Source organism: Bradyrhizobium sp. JYMT SZCCT0180, assembly GCF_018130165.1.
In the GTDB taxonomy this organism is placed as follows: Bacteria; Pseudomonadota; Alphaproteobacteria; order Rhizobiales; family Xanthobacteraceae; genus Bradyrhizobium.
On record NZ_JAFCLZ010000014.1, the window covers coordinates 137316 to 153082 of the forward strand.

At 62.5% G+C, this 15767-nt stretch carries 17 protein-coding genes, 1 tRNA gene and 1 other RNA gene; 10 read left to right on the forward strand and 9 right to left on the reverse strand.

The genetic code is table 11. The features are described from left to right. Nucleotides 1-113: 113 nt before the first annotated feature. The 5 genes from JQ641_RS21395 to JQ641_RS21415 form a co-directional block, all read right to left on the reverse strand. The gene (locus JQ641_RS21395) at nt 114-1757 is read right to left on the reverse strand and encodes a lysine--tRNA ligase (protein WP_211997924.1); all 1644 of its coding nucleotides are present in this window, start codon (nt 1755-1757) and stop codon (nt 114-116) included. Nucleotides 1758-1913: 156 nt separating this feature from the next. Beyond that, nucleotides 1914-2735, reverse strand: a complete 822-nt coding sequence (locus JQ641_RS21400) for an ABC transporter substrate-binding protein (protein ID WP_249150597.1) — start codon at nt 2733-2735, stop codon at nt 1914-1916. Between the two features lie 181 nt (nt 2736-2916). Further along, complete coding sequence (locus JQ641_RS21405) at nt 2917-3507, reverse strand: SCO family protein (RefSeq protein WP_211997926.1); 591 nt, start codon at nt 3505-3507, stop codon at nt 2917-2919. Nucleotides 3508-3530: 23 nt separating this feature from the next. Continuing rightward, nucleotides 3531-3767: a hypothetical protein gene (locus tag JQ641_RS21410; RefSeq protein ID WP_249150600.1), complete on the reverse strand. Its 237-nt coding sequence runs from the start codon at nt 3765-3767 to the stop codon at nt 3531-3533. 43 nt (nt 3768-3810) lie between these two features. Beyond that, nucleotides 3811-4281 carry a hypothetical protein gene (locus JQ641_RS21415; protein ID WP_192735435.1) on the reverse strand — a complete coding sequence of 157 codons (471 nt, stop codon included), beginning with the start codon at nt 4279-4281 and terminating at the stop codon, nt 3811-3813. Between the two features lie 283 nt (nt 4282-4564). Between JQ641_RS21415 and JQ641_RS21420 the strand changes: the two genes are divergently transcribed. From JQ641_RS21420 to JQ641_RS21455, 8 genes are all read left to right on the forward strand, one after another. Continuing rightward, complete coding sequence (locus JQ641_RS21420; protein ID WP_211997927.1) at nt 4565-6223, forward strand: FAD-binding dehydrogenase; 1659 nt, start codon at nt 4565-4567, stop codon at nt 6221-6223. A gap of 129 nt (nt 6224-6352) precedes the next feature. After that, the gene (locus JQ641_RS21425; protein WP_249150598.1) at nt 6353-7579 is read left to right on the forward strand and encodes a serine hydrolase domain-containing protein; all 1227 of its coding nucleotides are present in this window, start codon (nt 6353-6355) and stop codon (nt 7577-7579) included. A gap of 113 nt (nt 7580-7692) precedes the next feature. Next, the gene (locus JQ641_RS21430) at nt 7693-8043 is read left to right on the forward strand and encodes a RidA family protein (RefSeq protein WP_192735438.1); all 351 of its coding nucleotides are present in this window, start codon (nt 7693-7695) and stop codon (nt 8041-8043) included. Between the two features lie 160 nt (nt 8044-8203). Further along, nucleotides 8204-8569, forward strand: a complete 366-nt coding sequence (locus JQ641_RS21435) for a nuclear transport factor 2 family protein (RefSeq protein WP_211997928.1) — start codon at nt 8204-8206, stop codon at nt 8567-8569. A 113-nt stretch (nt 8570-8682) separates the two neighbouring features. After that, complete coding sequence (locus JQ641_RS21440) at nt 8683-9768, forward strand: serine hydrolase domain-containing protein (protein ID WP_211997929.1); 1086 nt, start codon at nt 8683-8685, stop codon at nt 9766-9768. Between the two features lie 79 nt (nt 9769-9847). Continuing rightward, complete coding sequence (locus JQ641_RS21445) at nt 9848-10534, forward strand: RNA polymerase sigma factor (RefSeq protein ID WP_211997930.1); 687 nt, start codon at nt 9848-9850, stop codon at nt 10532-10534. A gap of 96 nt (nt 10535-10630) precedes the next feature. Continuing rightward, the gene (locus JQ641_RS21450) at nt 10631-11152 is read left to right on the forward strand and encodes a DUF4142 domain-containing protein (protein WP_211997931.1); all 522 of its coding nucleotides are present in this window, start codon (nt 10631-10633) and stop codon (nt 11150-11152) included. Between the two features lie 11 nt (nt 11153-11163). Then, nucleotides 11164-11484, forward strand: coding sequence for a cupredoxin domain-containing protein (locus tag JQ641_RS21455; RefSeq protein ID WP_211997932.1), 321 nt, complete (start codon nt 11164-11166; stop codon nt 11482-11484). 13 nt (nt 11485-11497) lie between these two features. On the opposite strand, the gene JQ641_RS21460 is transcribed toward JQ641_RS21455, so the two are convergent. The 4 genes from JQ641_RS21460 to JQ641_RS21475 form a co-directional block, all read right to left on the reverse strand. Continuing rightward, entirely contained in the window at nt 11498-12067 is a 570-nt protein-coding gene (locus JQ641_RS21460) for a hypothetical protein (protein ID WP_211997933.1), read from the reverse strand. Between the two features lie 118 nt (nt 12068-12185). Beyond that, nucleotides 12186-12547: a transfer-messenger RNA gene (gene ssrA, locus JQ641_RS21465) on the reverse strand. Between the two features lie 85 nt (nt 12548-12632). After that, on the reverse strand, nt 12633-14036 hold the full coding sequence (locus tag JQ641_RS21470; protein ID WP_211997934.1) for a caspase family protein: 1404 nt from the start codon (nt 14034-14036) through the stop codon (nt 12633-12635). 39 nt (nt 14037-14075) lie between these two features. Next, nucleotides 14076-14149, reverse strand: a tRNA-Gly gene (locus JQ641_RS21475). Nucleotides 14150-14299: 150 nt separating this feature from the next. Between JQ641_RS21475 and JQ641_RS21480 the strand changes: the two genes are divergently transcribed. Together JQ641_RS21480 and JQ641_RS21485 are read left to right on the forward strand one after the other, a co-directional pair. Beyond that, the gene (locus JQ641_RS21480; protein ID WP_211997935.1) at nt 14300-14878 is read left to right on the forward strand and encodes a methylated-DNA--[protein]-cysteine S-methyltransferase; all 579 of its coding nucleotides are present in this window, start codon (nt 14300-14302) and stop codon (nt 14876-14878) included. 9 nt (nt 14879-14887) lie between these two features. Then, nucleotides 14888-15727, forward strand: coding sequence for a helix-turn-helix transcriptional regulator (locus tag JQ641_RS21485; protein ID WP_211997936.1), 840 nt, complete (start codon nt 14888-14890; stop codon nt 15725-15727). Nucleotides 15728-15767 lie beyond the last annotated feature (40 nt).

Consider the following 15767-nt stretch of genomic DNA (forward strand, 5'->3'; position numbering starts at 1 on the left):
ATAATTGTTTTTGCACGCAGGTCGTTATCTTCCTTTTTCAACAACATCGGCCGCGGCGTATGGGTCCCGGCCCCCCGTGCGCAATTGCGCACTAGTCCGGGACGACATCGGGGCTACGCACTCCGCGCCAGCGCGCCGTCGATCATCGCCACCGCATTGGCCAGACCGTACACCGCGACGAACGAGCCGAAGCGCGGGCCTTTTTCCTGACCGAGCAGCACCTGATAGAGCATGTTGAACCAGTCGAGCGAGACGCCCGGCCTGCCGTCCTTGCCCTTCTTGACGAGATCGAGGAACGGCTCGCGGCGGCCGATTTCGTAGACCACGTTCTGGATCTCTTCCGCCGTCGACGTCGCCGGCAATTGCGACAGCGCGTCGCGCAGATCCTGCAGCGCCACCCGCTCGCCATCGGTCGGCTCGCGGAATTTTTTGGTCGGCGCCACGAAGTCGCGATAATAATTGATGGCGTAGCCGACCAGCGCGTCGAGCTTCGGATGCGTCTGCGGCGTCACGCCGGGACGATAACGTCCAATAAAACCCCACAGCGTTTCGGCGTTCTCCGCATTCGACGACGACACCAGCGTCAGCAACAGCTGGAACGTGACCGGCATGTCGGCCTTCGGCGGCTGGCCGGCATGGATGTGCCAGACCGGATTTTGGAGCTGCTGCTTGGCATCCTGCCGCGGCAAGCCGTCGAGGAATTGCTGGTAGTCATCGACGTTGCGCGGGATCACGTCGAAATGCAGCCGCTTCGCCGCCTTCGGCTCGCGGTACATGAACAGCGACAGCGATTCCGGCGACGCATAGCGCAGCCATTCGTCGATGGTGAGGCCGTTGCCCTTCGACTTGGAAATCTTCTGGCCCTGTTCATCGAGAAACAGTTCGTAGTTGAAGCCTTCCGGTGGCGTGGCGCCGAGCGCCCGGGTGATCTGGCCCGAGAGCTTCACCGAGTCGATCAGATCCTTGCCGGCCATCTCGTAGTCGACGCCGAGCGCGACCCAGCGCATCGCCCAGTCGGCCTTCCACTGACACTTCACATTGCCGCCCGTGACCGGGGTTTCGACCTCTTCGCCGCTGTCCGGGTCGACATAGGTGATCGTGCCGGCGGCGATATCGCGACGGATCATCGGCACCTGCAGCACGACGCCTGACGTCTTGCTGATGGGCAGGAACGGCGAATAGGTCGCGCGCCGGTCCGGCCCCAGCGTCGGCAGGATGATCGCCATCACCTTGTCATAGGCGGCGAGCATCTTGAGCAGCGTCGCGTCGAAGCGGCCCGATGTGTAATAGTCGGTCGAGCTTGCAAACTCGTAGTCGAAGCCGAAATGATCGAGGAACGCGCGCAGGCGCGCGTTGTTGGCGGCGCCGAACGAAGGGTGTTCGTTCGAGAACGGATCCGGCACGCGCGTCAGCGGCTTGCCGAGATGAGCCGCCATCATGTCGCGATTGGGGACATTGTCCGGCACCTTGCGCAAGCCGTCCATGTCGTCGGAGAACGCCAGCAGCCGCGTCTTGATCTTGTCCTCGGTCAGCACGCGAAAGGCATGGCGCACCATGGTGGTGCGCGCGACCTCGCCGAAGGTGCCGATATGCGGCAGCCCCGACGGGCCGTAACCGGTCTCGAACAGCACCTCGTCCTTCGGGCTCTTTTTCAGCCGCGCGACAATCGCTTTCGCCTGCTCGAACGGCCAGGCGTTGGATTGTTCGGCGAGCGCGCGCAAATCGCTCGGGCTGGCGGCAGGGTCGATGGTGGACATTTAGACGAGCTTTCTCCGAAGGGCCGGGAAACGGGCTTGGTATTATAGACTCGTAGGGTGGGCAAAGCGAAGCGTGCCCACCACAACGTTCAGCGAGTAAGATGGTGGGCACGGCGCAAGCGCGCCTTTGCCCACCCTACGAATCCAAATCCAGCGTCAGAACGGACTGATCGAGAAATAACGCAGCCACAAATCCGTATAGCGGCCTTTTTCCCAGAGCCGGAACAGCGCCCAGTTAAGCGACTGCCGCAGCAGATCGTTGCCCTTGCGGACCGCGATGCCGATGCCCTCGCCGAAATAGCGGCTCTCGACGAACGGCCCGCCCGAGAAGGCGCAGCATTCGCCTGAATCGGTGCCGTTGATCCAGAACGCCAGCGCGATCGCGTCGCCGAAGATGAAGTCGACCTCGCTCCGCCGCAAAGCCAGCCGCAGCGCCTCGTCATTGGGGTACGATTTGATCTCGGCGTCGGTGAACATCGCCTTCAGATAGGCCTCATGCGAAGTGCCGGCGATGGCGCCGATTTTCTTGCCTTCGAGATATTCGGGACGCACCTCCGGCATCACGGCGTCGCGCCGCGACACGAAGCGCGCCGGCGCGCGGTAATAGGGGTCGGTGAAATCGATGCGGGCGCGCAATTGCGGCGTCACCGCCATCGACGCGATGATGGCGTCGCCGCGGTTGCTGGTGATGGCGTCGATCAGGGTCTCGAACCGGCGCATCTGGATGGTGCAGGTGACCTTGATCTCGTCGCACAGCGCGCGCGCCAGATCGACGTTGAAGCCGGCCGGATTGCCGTCGGGACCGGTGAAGTTGAACGGCGGATAGTCGGTTTCGGTCAGGAACCGGATCACGGTCAGGCGCGACAAATCAGGCCGGTCCGGACGCCGCCTCGGGTCCCAGAAGCCTGGCACCGCCTGCGGCGCCGCCTCGACCGCAGGCCGCGGCGCGGTTTGTGCGGACGCCTCACCGGGCAGCATGGCGGCCAGCGCAGCCGCGATCGTCAACCCGGTCAGCAGGCTGCGGACCGATTTTGGCAATCTGGCGCTTTGTAACAAGGCTGGCTGGTGGGGCATTGCCGGCGTTTTGTTGTGGAATTGGATGGCCTTATAGACCATCCGGCATCCGATGCGAGGCCGTTTTGCGGGGCTCTGGTACGGCTCAGAGGTATTTCTTCAGATCGGTCGCAGCTTCCTGGGGCGTCCGCTTCAGGTTGAACGGCGAGACGAAGCGGCCGTCGCGATCCATCAAATAGATCAGCGCAGTATGGTCCATGGTGTAGTCGCCGTCCTTGAGCGGGACCTTCTTGGAATAAACCCGGTAGGCCGACAGCACCTTGGCCACCGCCTCGGGGTTGCCGGTCAGGCCCTTCAGATGCGGGTCGAAGCTGGAGAGATATTCCTTCATCGCGGCCGCGGTGTCGCGCTCCGGATCAACCGAGACGAAAAAGGCGTTGACCCGGTCGGCGTCCTTGCCCATCGCCTTCAGCACTTCGGAGATCTCGAACAGCGCGGTCGGGCACACATCGGGGCAATGGGTGAAGCCGAAGAAGATCAGCGTCGGCCGGCCCTTGAGATCCTTGTCGGTCACGGTCTGGCCGGCCTGGTCGGTCAGTTGAAACGGCCCACCGATCGCGGCCGGCGCCGTGACGGTGCGCAGACCACCGAGCGCCCACAGCATGATCAGGAGGCCAACCAGCAGGCTGACGGCAAAGGATGCGACAATCACCAGCGGTCGGATGCTCCGGTCCATGTAAAAAATTCCCTATGTCCGGATCAGAAGCAGGCTGAAATACCGGCGGCGATCATTTCAAAAAACACCGTGGTCCCGTAGTGGAACCAGAGCGCTGCGGCGCCGCATACGGCCAGCCCGCCGAGGCTGGCGGCGCCCCAGACGATCGCGGACGCCACCCCGCCCTGCGGCCGGGGTGCCGCGATCATCCCATGCTGGGTGGAAATCGGCTGAACCATGGGGTTCAGATAGGGCCAGTTCCAGGGCCAGGCAAGCGCCATGGCCGCGCGGCCGATCACGTCATGCGGAGGAATATCTGCTATTTCAGCGAGACGCTGGCTTGATCGCGGAGGCCTGGGCGTCGAGATAGCAGGGCTTGAACATCGCCTGCAATTGCTTGCCGCGCAGGAAGATCATGCGCTGGGTCAAGCCGCCGCGCTGGGCGATCCAGCGCCGGATTGGCGTCGGGTACATCGAATAGAGCATCTGGGTGGCTTCGGCGTTGGTGATCGCCCGGCCGTTGGCGCCGAAATCCCAAGCGGCATGGAAACCGAGATTGGCGTGCGAGGTGACGCAGATCTTGTCGTGGGGAACGGCGCCGAGAACGATGGTGCAGGCCGACGCGCACAGCCCGTCGATGATGACCATCTCGCCGGAACTCCGCAGGCCCTGGTACTTATCGACATAGGTACCGATCCGGCCGCCGCGATCATCGGCAATCCGGACCACCGCCTGGCTCGACACAACCCCTGCCAGCAGCAGCACCGCCGCAAGCAACCCCGTCACCAGCTTCATTTCCCAGCCCCAGTCCTGAAACGTCGAACCCGAATCTGATTGTCTTAGTGATGCAAGACTTCGCGAGCGTCGTTCGAGACCGTGATTTTGTCTAGGCGGCTGGAGCCGCTCAAAACAAATTCAAATTAAGTGTTGCAGTGGCGCTGCACCCGATGCGCGAAAAGGTCCCAAACTGGAACAAGTTAACGTTTTCACGGTGGTAGCTTCGCCACAGGCAAGCGGCATTTGCCGTTGACCGCATTGGATCCCGTGGTTTGAATCAATTCGGGTTGGGGAGGACGTGATGGCAGAAGACGCAGACGTAATCGTGGTCGGCGGCGGACTGGCCGGGCTGGTCGCGGCATGCGAAATCGCCGACGCCGGCAAGCGCGTCATCGTGATCGACCAGGAGGGCGAACAAAGCCTTGGCGGTCAGGCATTCTGGTCGTTCGGCGGCCTGTTCCTGGTCGACAGCCCCGAACAGCGCCGGCTCGGCATCAAGGACAGTTTTGATCTCGCGCTGCAAGACTGGAACGGTACGGCCGGCTTCGACCGCGAGGAGGACTACTGGCCGAAGAAATGGGCGGAAGCCTATGTTGGCTTCGCCGCCGGCGAAAAGCGCGACTGGCTGCGTGCGATGGGCCACCGTATTTTTCCCGTGGTCGGCTGGGCCGAACGCGGCGGCTATGACGCGATGGGGCACGGCAATTCGGTGCCGCGCTTTCACGTCACCTGGGGCACCGGCCCGGGCATCGTCGAGCCGTTCGAGCGGCGGGCTCGCGAGGCGCAGAAGAGCGGCCGGCTGACTTTCAAGTTCCGCCACCGCGTCGATGCGCTCAATATCACCAACGGCACGGTCGAGGGTGTCAGCGGGTCGATCCTCGAACCCACCAATGTCGAACGCGGCCAGAGCAGTTCGCGCCAGGTCACCGGCGATTTCAGCTTTCGCGCCCAGGCGGTGATCATTGCCTCAGGCGGCATCGGCGGCAATCATGATCTGGTCCGCCAGAACTGGCCGAAGCGCCTCGGTGAACCGCCGAAATTCATGATCTCCGGCGTGCCCGAACATGTCGACGGCAGGATGATCGGGATCACCGAGGCAGCCGGTGCGCGGCTGATCAACCGCGACCGGATGTGGCATTACGTCGAGGGTATCAGGAACTGGTCGCCGATCTGGCCGCGCCACGGCATCCGCATCCTGCCCGGCCCGTCATCGCTGTGGTTCGACGCCACGGGAAGACGGCTGCCCGCGCCGCTATTTCCCGGCTCCGACACGCTCGGCCAGCTGCACTACATCATGTCGACGGGTTACGATTATTCCTGGTTCATCCTGACCCAGAGCATCATCAAGAAGGAGTTCGCGCTGTCAGGCTCGGAACAGAACCCTGACCTCACGGGCAAGAGCTGGCGCATGACCATCAAGCGCGCCACCAACAAGGGCGCGCCGGCGCCGGTGGAAGCGTTCAAGCAAAAAGGCGCCGACTTCATCGTGCGCGATAATCTCGCCGACCTCGTCAGCGCCATGAACGCGCTCAGTGGCGACAATCTGCTGCAGCTCGATCACATCAAGCGCCAGATCGAGGCGCGCGACCGCGAGATGACGAACGCTTACGTCAAGGATGCGCAGGTGATGAACATCCACAATGCGCGGCGCTATATCGGCGACAAGCTGATCCGCACCGCCAAACCGCATCGCATCCTCGACCCCGAGCATGGCCCGCTGATCGCGGTGAAACTCAACATCCTGACCCGCAAGACGCTGGGCGGCTTCGAGACCGATCTGGACTCGCGCGTGTTCGGCACGGGCGGCGAAATCATCAAGGGGCTGTACGCCGCCGGCGAGGCCGCCGGTTTCGGCGGCGGCGGCGTGCACGGCTATCGCTCGCTGGAGGGCACGTTCCTCGGCGGGTGTCTGTTTTCGGGGCGGAATGCGGGACGCGCGGCGGCGAAGGCGGCCGGCTGACAAGGCCGCAGAATAGCAGAATACTTGGGCGATCGAAGCAGCTGCTGCGGCCGTTCTGGCCTACTTGCGTGGGGAATACTTGCCATGATGCCGAAGATCATATGGGCGCTGTCCATCGCAGCGGCGGTGATGGTTGGGAGTGGCGTACCCGCTCGCGCCCAGGGCAACGCCGCCGCGCCGGCGCCCTCGCCCGCCAAACTCGAACGCGTGTCGCAATTCTTTGAAAACGAAGTAGCGACCGGGAAGCTTCCCGGCGCGGTGATATTGATCCAGCAACATGGCAAGCCGGTCTATCTCAAGAGCTTTGGCGTTCGGGACGTCGCCACCAAGCTGCCGATGACGCCGGACACGATCTTTGCCATCCATTCCATGACCAAGCCGATCACCAGCGTGGCGGCAATGATGCTGATCGACGAAGGAAAACTGGCGCTGGCCGATCCGGTGTCCAGGTACATTCCGGCATTTGCCGACACGAAAGTCGGCGTGGAATTCAAACCGAGCGACGGCAACCCGGTCCTGCAGCTCGTGCCGCCGATCCGGCCGGTGACGATCGAGGACCTGCTCCGGCATACGTCCGGCATCACCTATGAATACATCGGCAGCGAATTGATCATGAAGGCCTATACGGACGCCGACATCCTTGAGGGACATTTCAACAACGCGGAGTTTGCCGAGCGCATTGCCCGCCTGCCTTTGGCGAGGCAGCCCGGCACACTCTGGCGCTACGGCCATTCCACCGACGTTCTCGGGCGCGTCATCGAAATCGTCTCCGGCAAATCGCTGTATCAGTTCCTGAAGGAGCGCATCCTCGATCCGCTTGGCATGACCAGCACGAAGTTCGTGCTGCAGGGGGCGGCTGAAGCGGCGCGCATGGCCGAGCCGCTGCCGGGCGATACCGTCCTGCGGATGTCGGGGGAGGAACGGCGCAGGCACCCCGAATGGGAGTCAGGCGGCGGCGGCCTGCTCTCGACCATCACGGATTACGCGCGATTTGCGCAAATGCTGCTGGGCGGCGGAAAGCTCGACGGCAAGCAGTATCTCAGCCCGACCGCGTTCAAGCAGATGACGTCAGACCAGATCGGACCGGGCTCCGGCGTCGGACGCGACTACTATTATTTTCCCGGCGATGGTTTTGGTTACGGTTATGGCCTTGCGGTTCGCGTGGAACCGGGAAATGCAAAGCCGCCACCGGCAGGCTCGATCGGCGAGCTGAAATGGGACAGCGGCAGCGGAACATATTTCGGCGTCGATCCCAAACTGGACATGGTCTACATCCTCATGGAGCAGACCCAGCTGGAGCGCTCACGCATCACCCCGGCCTTCAAGGCGCTGGTGTATGACGCGTTCGAAAAATAGCTGCCTCGCGGCGGTGCGCGGCAATTTGCGGACGCTCCCCTGAGCAGAACGCAGTAGCCGATCGCGCCCCGGCGCGCTAAGGAGGCGCGCCACTTTAAAAAACGGAGAACACCATGTCAGTCCAGCGTTTCGAAACCGGCCCGCGCATGAGCCAGGTCGTCGTCCACGGCAACACCGTCTATCTCGCGGGCGTCGTCGCCAACAATGCAGCCGGCGAAAGCGTGACCAAGCAGACGCAGGACGTGCTCAAGACCATTGACGGCCATCTCGCCAAAGCCGGCACCGACAAGTCGAAGCTTCTGTCGGCCACGATCTACATCACCGACATGAAAACCTTCCCGGAAATGAATGCGGTGTGGGACGGCTGGGTCTCGGCGGGCAACACCCCGGCGCGCGCCACGGTCGAGGCCAAATTGGCGTCCCCGCAATACAACGTCGAGATCATGGTGGTTGCGGCGAAGTGATTTTTCGCGGCGCGAGGGCTTGCCTGCCCTCGCGCCACATCTTTCCTTGATCCGTATCTCATTGACCGCGTTTCCTTGACCTCCGAGGTAATCGAAACACGCGCGCGAACCTTCGATAACAGGTCAGCCGATCCATTCGGCGCCAACGAAGGAGAGCCCCATGACCGACCCGAAGACCATTGCCGCCAGTTACATCGATCTGTCGAACGAGCGAACCCCGGCCCGCCGCCGCGAGATCCTTAGCCAAAACTGGGCCAAAGACGCCCGCTATGTCGACCCCTTGATGAGCGGTGACGGCCATGACGGTGTCGATGCGCTGATCGCAGGCGTTCAGCAGCGGTTTCCGGATTGCAAATTCAAGCTGATCGGCGAGCCCAACGGGTACGGCGACCACGTCCGCTTCTGTTGGGGCCTCGGCCCCGACGGCGCCGACAGCCCGATCAAGGGTACGGATTTCGCCGTGCTCAGCGACGGCCGCATCCGCAGCATCACCGGCTTCCTCGATCAGGTGCCGGCGGGGGCGTGAGCGACACAACGCGACTGCTCCGATGATACGGGGCAGTCGCGTCCACCATGCCATTGACCACGAGCGCGGCACCGGCCAGAAGCCTTGAGCCGAAGAGGTCGCTGGAGAACATCTTGTCGTTTAGCCGCCGCAGCGTTCTGGCCGCGCCGCTCGCCTGTCTGGCGCTGCGCTGCCCCCCGTTGTTGGCGGCATCCGACGCCACAGTCTGGCCAGGCCGCGAATGGGACCGGACGCCCCCGGAGCAGGCCGGCTGGGACGTTCAGGTGTTGGCGCAAGCGCGGGCCTATTCGCAATCGATCGGCACGGCAAGCTTCGTTGTCGTGCAGCACGGACGCATCATCGATAGCTGGGGCGATATCGAGCGCCGGTTGCAACTCTATTCGGTGCGCAAGAGTCTCTTGAGCGCCCTGATCGGCATCGCCGTGGCGGCAGGCCAGATCGACCTCAACGCCACGCTGGAGTCGCTCGGCATTGACGATAACTCGCCCGCCCTCACCGACGCCGAGAAACTGGCGACGGTCCGGCAATTGCTGCAGTCGCGATCCGGCGTCTATCATCCTGCCGCCTACGAGATGGCGAGCCAGGTCAGGCGCAGGCCCGCCCGCGGAAGCCATCCGCCTGGGACGTTCTGGTACTACAACAACTGGGACTTCAACGTACTCGGCACGATCTATGAGCGCGCTGTCGGGACATCGATTTTCGCAAACTTCCAGCGGCGCATTGGCGATCCCATCGGCATGCAGGATTACCGGCCGCAGGACGGTCGCCACCTCAAGAGCGAGGTTTCCGCGCACAGTGCCTACCCATTCCACATGAGCGCGCGGGACCTCGCACGGTTCGGGTTGTTGTTCCTGCGTTCCGGACGCTGGCGCGACGCGTCCCCTGTGCCAGCCTCATGGGTCAAGGAGAGTACGACGGCATCCTCCAGAACGCAGCTTGGTTCAGGCTACGGCTACATGTGGTGGACCGGATTTCCGGACCGGCGCGTCGAGATCATGAACCTGTCGCCCGGCGGATTCTGGGCCGACGGAAATTTTGGCCAGTTCATCATCATCGATCCCGGCAACGATCTCGTCGTGGTTCACCAAACCGATACCGCCAAGGTGGAAGAGCGCCAGATGGGCCATTTGATGTGGCTGCTGCTCCGCGCCGCTCGCGTTCCCGATCCGGGGCGGGATCCGGCTGGTGCCCGCAACTAGTTTCCGCCGCGAAATTTCTCGGGAACCTCTTCCGCCTTGCCGCATCCAACCCCAATACAATGCTATTGGTGGAACCATCATGCGTCAGGCCCACACGCCTCATATTCCGCCGGTCGACACTGGTGACCTCGACCTGGTCCGCCGGGTGCTGGCGCGCGACGAGACCGCGGCGCGCGCCATTATGCAGGCGAACAACCGCCGGCTCTACCGGCTCGCCCGTGGCATCCTGCGCAACGACGGCGAGGCCGAGGACGTCGTGCAGGAGACTTACGTCCGTGCCTTCACGCATCTGGAGAATTTTCGTGGCGATTCCAGCCTGGCGACCTGGCTGGCGCGAATTGCCATGAACGAGGCGCTGGGACGATTGCGCCGGCAGCGGCCGGGCGTGGAGCTGTCGTCATTGCCGCAGGGCACGCTTGAAGCCCAGATCATCCAGTTTCCCCGCGCGGCCGCTGACGACCCGGAAAAATCCATGGCCCAACGTGAAATTCAGCATGTCGTCGAACATGCCATCGACGAACTGCCGGAACCGTTCCGGCTCGTCTTCATCACCCGGGTGATCGAGGGCATGAATGTCGAGGAGACCGCCGAGATTCTGGGGCTCAATCCGGTGACCGTGAAGACGAGGCTGCATCGCGCCCGCGTCATGCTGCGCGACAATGTCGAGAAGAAGATCGGCCCTGTCGTGATGGACGCGTTTCCGTTTGCCGGCAGGCGCTGCGAACGGCTCACCGAGGCGGTGCTGAACCGGCTCGGCTTGATCTGATTTTTTCGGGAACCTCCGGCTACCGGCGCCATCCAACTCCTGTGCAATCAACTTGAAAGCCGGCCGCTCGCGTCGGCGCCACAGGAGTGTCACACCATGTTCGTTCGATTGAGCGCGGCGATTGCCGCATTGAGCCTTTTGGGCGGCGCCGCACTGGCGCAGGGCGCAAAGCCCACCGACCCGCAGATCGCGCATATCGCCTACACCGCAGGCGTCATCGACGTCGCCGCCGGCAAACAAGCCATCACCAAGGCCAGCAACAAGGACGTCAAGGCGTTCGCGGAAGGCATGGTGCGCGACCATGAAGCCGTGAACAAGCAGGCGCTCGACCTCGTCAAGAAGCTGAAGGTGACGCCCGAGGACAACGACACCAGCAAGACGCTCTCGAAGCAGGCCGCGGACAAGCTGGCCGAACTCGGCAAACTAAAAGGCGCCGACTACGACAAGGCCTATATCGCCAACGAGATTGCCTACCACAAGGCGGTCAATGGCGCGCTGGAGACACTGTTGATCCCGTCAGCCAGCAATGCCGAACTGAAGAGCCTGCTGCAGACCGGCCTGAAGCTGTTTCAGGGCCACCAGCAGCATGCTGAACACGTCGCCGCCGGCCTGAAGTAAGGGAGACTGCCATGCTGCCGAGACGCACGTTTCTCATCGTGACCGCCCTGCTATCGGGCGCCATCGCCGTCCCGGCGCATGCCGCAACCATCCAGATCGTGATGGACAATCTCGTGGTGTCGCCGGCGCAGGTAACCGCCAGGGTCGGCGACACCATCGAATGGATCAACAAGGATATCTTCGCCCACACCGCCACCGCGCGAAACGGCGATTTCGATGTCGCCATGCCGCCGAAGAAGACCGTGACGTCGGTGCTGAAGAAAGCCGGCACGGTCGAATATTACTGCCGCTTCCATCCCAACATGAAGGCGGTGCTGACGATCTCGCCGTAAGCCGGCAACCTCGTCAGCCCGACTTCCCTCGCTGCAGCACCATCGCCAGCCGCACCGCGACCGCCACCTGCCACACCGGATACAGCACCGAGGTGAGATCGAGATCGAGCGCGCTGTCAACGGCCATCAGCGTGCCGGCCAGCGTGCCCGTCAGCAGCATCCGCATCCATAACGCCGGATCGCGCGGCCCGGCCGGCAGCAGCGCGATCGCCAGCGCCATCAAGCCGGAGCCGACGAAACCGCCGGCAAGGCCCGCCAGCACGTTGCGCATGATCTTGGAGGCGCCATAGGCCTGCGCATCGATGAAGATTGCGGCGTTCACCGCGCAGACAAAAGCGACCATGGTGACAATGCCGGCCAGCAGCGCCGCCCAAACCGGATTGGCGCTGCAGCGCCGGACCACGAAGAAGACGAGCACCGCAAACGGCACCGCCACCAGTGCCATGCGCAGATTGCCGGAACCGCCGGTGAACTTGTCGATCAGTTGCGGCGTTAGCGGCGTCAACAGGCCCGACAGCAGACCGCCGGCGGCGATCATGAGCAGGCTTTTGGAGGTGTCGTCGGAAGCGATGGCCTGGGACAACGCGTTCACCTTCGTCTTTGCGGCGCGGCAATCTAGCACGATAACCGTTGTGATTGTACTCGCGCACAGCACGAGGCCGTTTCACAAATAAAAGCCGCGCCAACCCGAAGGTTGACGCGGCCATGGCCGTTCTGTTGCCAGGTGGACCAACCCCGAACAGGTTACGCCGCGAGGCGCACTTCGTTCAATGCAACGTTATCGTTTGCATTTAGGTTTTTGACCCGATAACGGCGGTATCATGCCGAGCACAATTCAGAACTTCTTTGCGACCATCGATCCTGGTTCGCCCCCGCCATAGCAGCCCTGGGATCTTGCCTTGCGGCAGAATCGATCTCACCGAAATGAGACCTTTAAGCTCAAGCTGCTAAGGTGGAGGCGCCGGGTACTGCCCCCGGGTCTGCCCGCAGTCCATTCTAAGGTTCAGCGCCATCGTCTTGCGACGGGGCGGTTGTACGCGGGATTGGTGGGGAAAGATAGGGTGGTAACAGACCGTGTGGGCGAAGCGAATCCAACCCTCGTATCAGCCTGGGAGGAACTTTTGACCGTAGCGATTGCGCAAACCCGGTCAGCGACAGCCAAAATGGCTCTTGTCCCTCCGGTCGGTAAAGAGCTGATAGTCGTATCCGCATCCCGCCGAACCGCAGGACCGACTCTCGCCCAACCATGCGGGAATTTTGCCTTGCAAGTTAACAGCATAGACAGTCGACGTCTCTTTTCGGCAAGTCTTGTCTTCCGACAAAAATTGTCTGCCGCCAAAGCCGCCAAACTCCTGCGACCAAACATTGTTGTCTAGACCAACGACCAAGGCCCCGTTTCTTGCTCCGAGTAGGGTGACCTTCCACCTCACTGGCTTCCGCGTCCTTTCAAGAACGGTGTGCGTGGGTTCCCCGTCCACCGTGATGATAACGTCGCCCGTACGACTGAATGGTGCAGTCCAACTCGAGGACATGGTTTCCAATTTTACATCGTTGAGGTTCGAGCCAGTCTTGAGCCCGGCATGATGCCATTTGATGGGGGAACGGACGGCCGGATCCCATGCCATCATGTAGGTCGCGCCTTGAACGAAGTTCTGATCCCTGTCCGGCAGGAACATGCCAACAAGCGCTTCGATGGAAATTTGATCACTGCCAGCAGGGAAAAAATCACCGTTGATCGACGATTCATACCAGGGCGTCTGCCTGCCCTGACTGTCTTTTGTAACTCCCGAACGAGTCGACTTCAGAATGGTCTCTAATGTTGTGTTCGGGCTAGCGATGTATTTCTTGAGGTACGTCGTATACGGGCTGTTTCGACCGGACCCGTCGGCGGCCACAGAATTCGGAGCGGTCGAATATGAAATCAGAACCCCTTCCAGATTCGCTCGTGCATCTCCGGCCGATTTTCCCTGATCCGTGCCTTTTGATGCACGAGGCACGGTTCGCGCCAAGCCCGACTCTATCCCGGCTATCGCGGAAAACGGCGAATCCCTGCACGCATCGAGGAAAATGACCGTTATGGCAGGCTTGGCCCCCTCAAGATCGCGAAGCAAATCGCTGACGGTGATCGCGACCCTGTCCAAATCGCGAGGTGCAGAAACCTGACCTACTGCGTCGACCGGCAGCAAATAGTTCTGACCGCCATGCTGAACGCCGTGTCCGGCGTAGAAGACAAACGCAGCCGCTCCAGTCGGCAGTGCATCGACGAACTGCTGGATCGTCAGCCGCATCTGCCGAATGTCGAGATTATTGCCCAACGTGACCTTGAAGCCCACACTCCGCAAAGCGGCCGCCATGTCGGTTGCATCGTTCACCGGATTTTTAAGCGGCGAACTCCGATACGCTCCATTACCGATGACCAGGGCGTGGCGATTATTGAATGGATCGATGGTCGCTGGTGCAGGCTGGCCGCTTGCCACCTCTATCTGTAAGAGCCCCGCAATAAGTGCCCAGAAAACCAAACGCAACCAGCCTTGCGACATTCTGAAATACATTGAAAATTTCACCAATGGCGATGGCAAAAGGCAATGAATTGGAGCGGGCGAAGGGAATCGAACCCTCGTATGCAGCTTGGGAAGCTGCCGTTCTACCATTGAACTACGCCCGCGAACGCTTTTGCGCTCCCCCTGATTAGCCGACCCCGGGCGTTCCGCCAAGCGGTACCCGCGCCTCCCCGTCCCAGGCCCTTAACGGGTTACAAAGATTCCAGATGCGCGCTTTGATGACGGTGTTATGATCCTGCCGGGGTTGGTGGCGTATGGCGGGGCGGGGCTACAGCATTTTTGACACGGGAATCGGCCGGTGCGGGATCGCATGGGGCGATCTCGGCGTTATGGGCGTGCAGCTCCCGGAAGCCCGCGAGATCGACACCAGACGGCGGCTGTTCCAGCTTTATCCCGACGCCCGCGAACTTCGCCCTCCGGAGAATGTCACAAGCGCGATCGAAGGCATCGTGGCGTTGCTGCGCGGCGCGCCTAGCGACCTTTCCGATGTCGCGCTCGACATGACCGGCATTCCCGCCTTCAACCAGCGCGTCTATCAGCTCGCGCGCACCATCCCGCGCGGCGAGACCCGCATTTATGCCGATGTCGCCAGTGCGTTGCGCGCCTCGGGCGCGGTGTATTCGGTGGCGCAGGCGATTGCCCGCAACCCCTTCATGATCATCGTGCCCTGCCATCGCGTGCTCGAGGCCGGGCACTATGCCGACAAGATCTCGCCGAACGGCGGCGCCATCTCCAAGCGCCGGCTGCTGTCGATCGAGGGCACCCATCCGACCGCCAGCAAGACCCTGTTCGACGTGCTGCTGCCGGTTGCGCCGCCACGCCCGCCTACCTAAATTTACGGGATGACCGCGACCACGCTTCTGGAACGCAAATCGATTTCGGTGTCCGACTTCCGCTGCAGCGCGGGACCCGGCGATAGGCCTTTTGCCGAGCAGCACCGCTGCCACTCGATTTCCTATGTCCGCAAGGGCAGTTTCGGCCTGCACTGCCGCGGCAAGTTCAGTGAACTGGTGGCGGGATCGGTGCTGATCGGCCATCCCGGCGACGAATATACCTGCACCCATGACCACGTGTGCGGCGACGAGTGCCTGTCGTTCTTCTTAGGCCCGGAATTGGTCGATGCGATCAGCGAAGCCAGGGATATCTGGCAGATCGGCTCGGCGCCGCCGCTGCCGGAACTGATGGTGCTCGGCGAACTGGCGCAGGCGGCGGCAGATGGCAACAGCGACATCGGCCTCGACGAGATCGGGCAGGTGTTCGCCAGCCGCTTTGTCGAGGTGGTCTCCGGCAAGCCGCGCAAGGCTGGTCCCGATGCCGCCCGCGACCGCCGCCGTGCGGTGGAAACCGCGCTGTGGATCGACGCCAATTCGCACCGCGAAATCGACCTGGAAGATGCCGCAGGGCAAGCTGGCATCAGCCCGTTCCATTTCCTGCGGCTGTTCTCCGACGTGCTCGGCGTCACCCCGCACCAATATCTGCTGCGCTCGCGGCTGCGCCATGCGGCGCGGCGGCTGGCCGATGACGACAGCCCGATAACCGATATCGCCTATGACGTCGGCTTCGGCGATCTCTCCAATTTCGTGCGCACGTTCCACCGCGCCGCCGGCGCCTCGCCGCTCCGGTTCCGCCAGGCCTCGCGCGGGAAGCGCAAGATTCTCCAAGAACGGCTTGCCCTCAACTAGCTAGGGTTTCTCCAGGTTGCGCGGCATTCCCGCGCGGTTT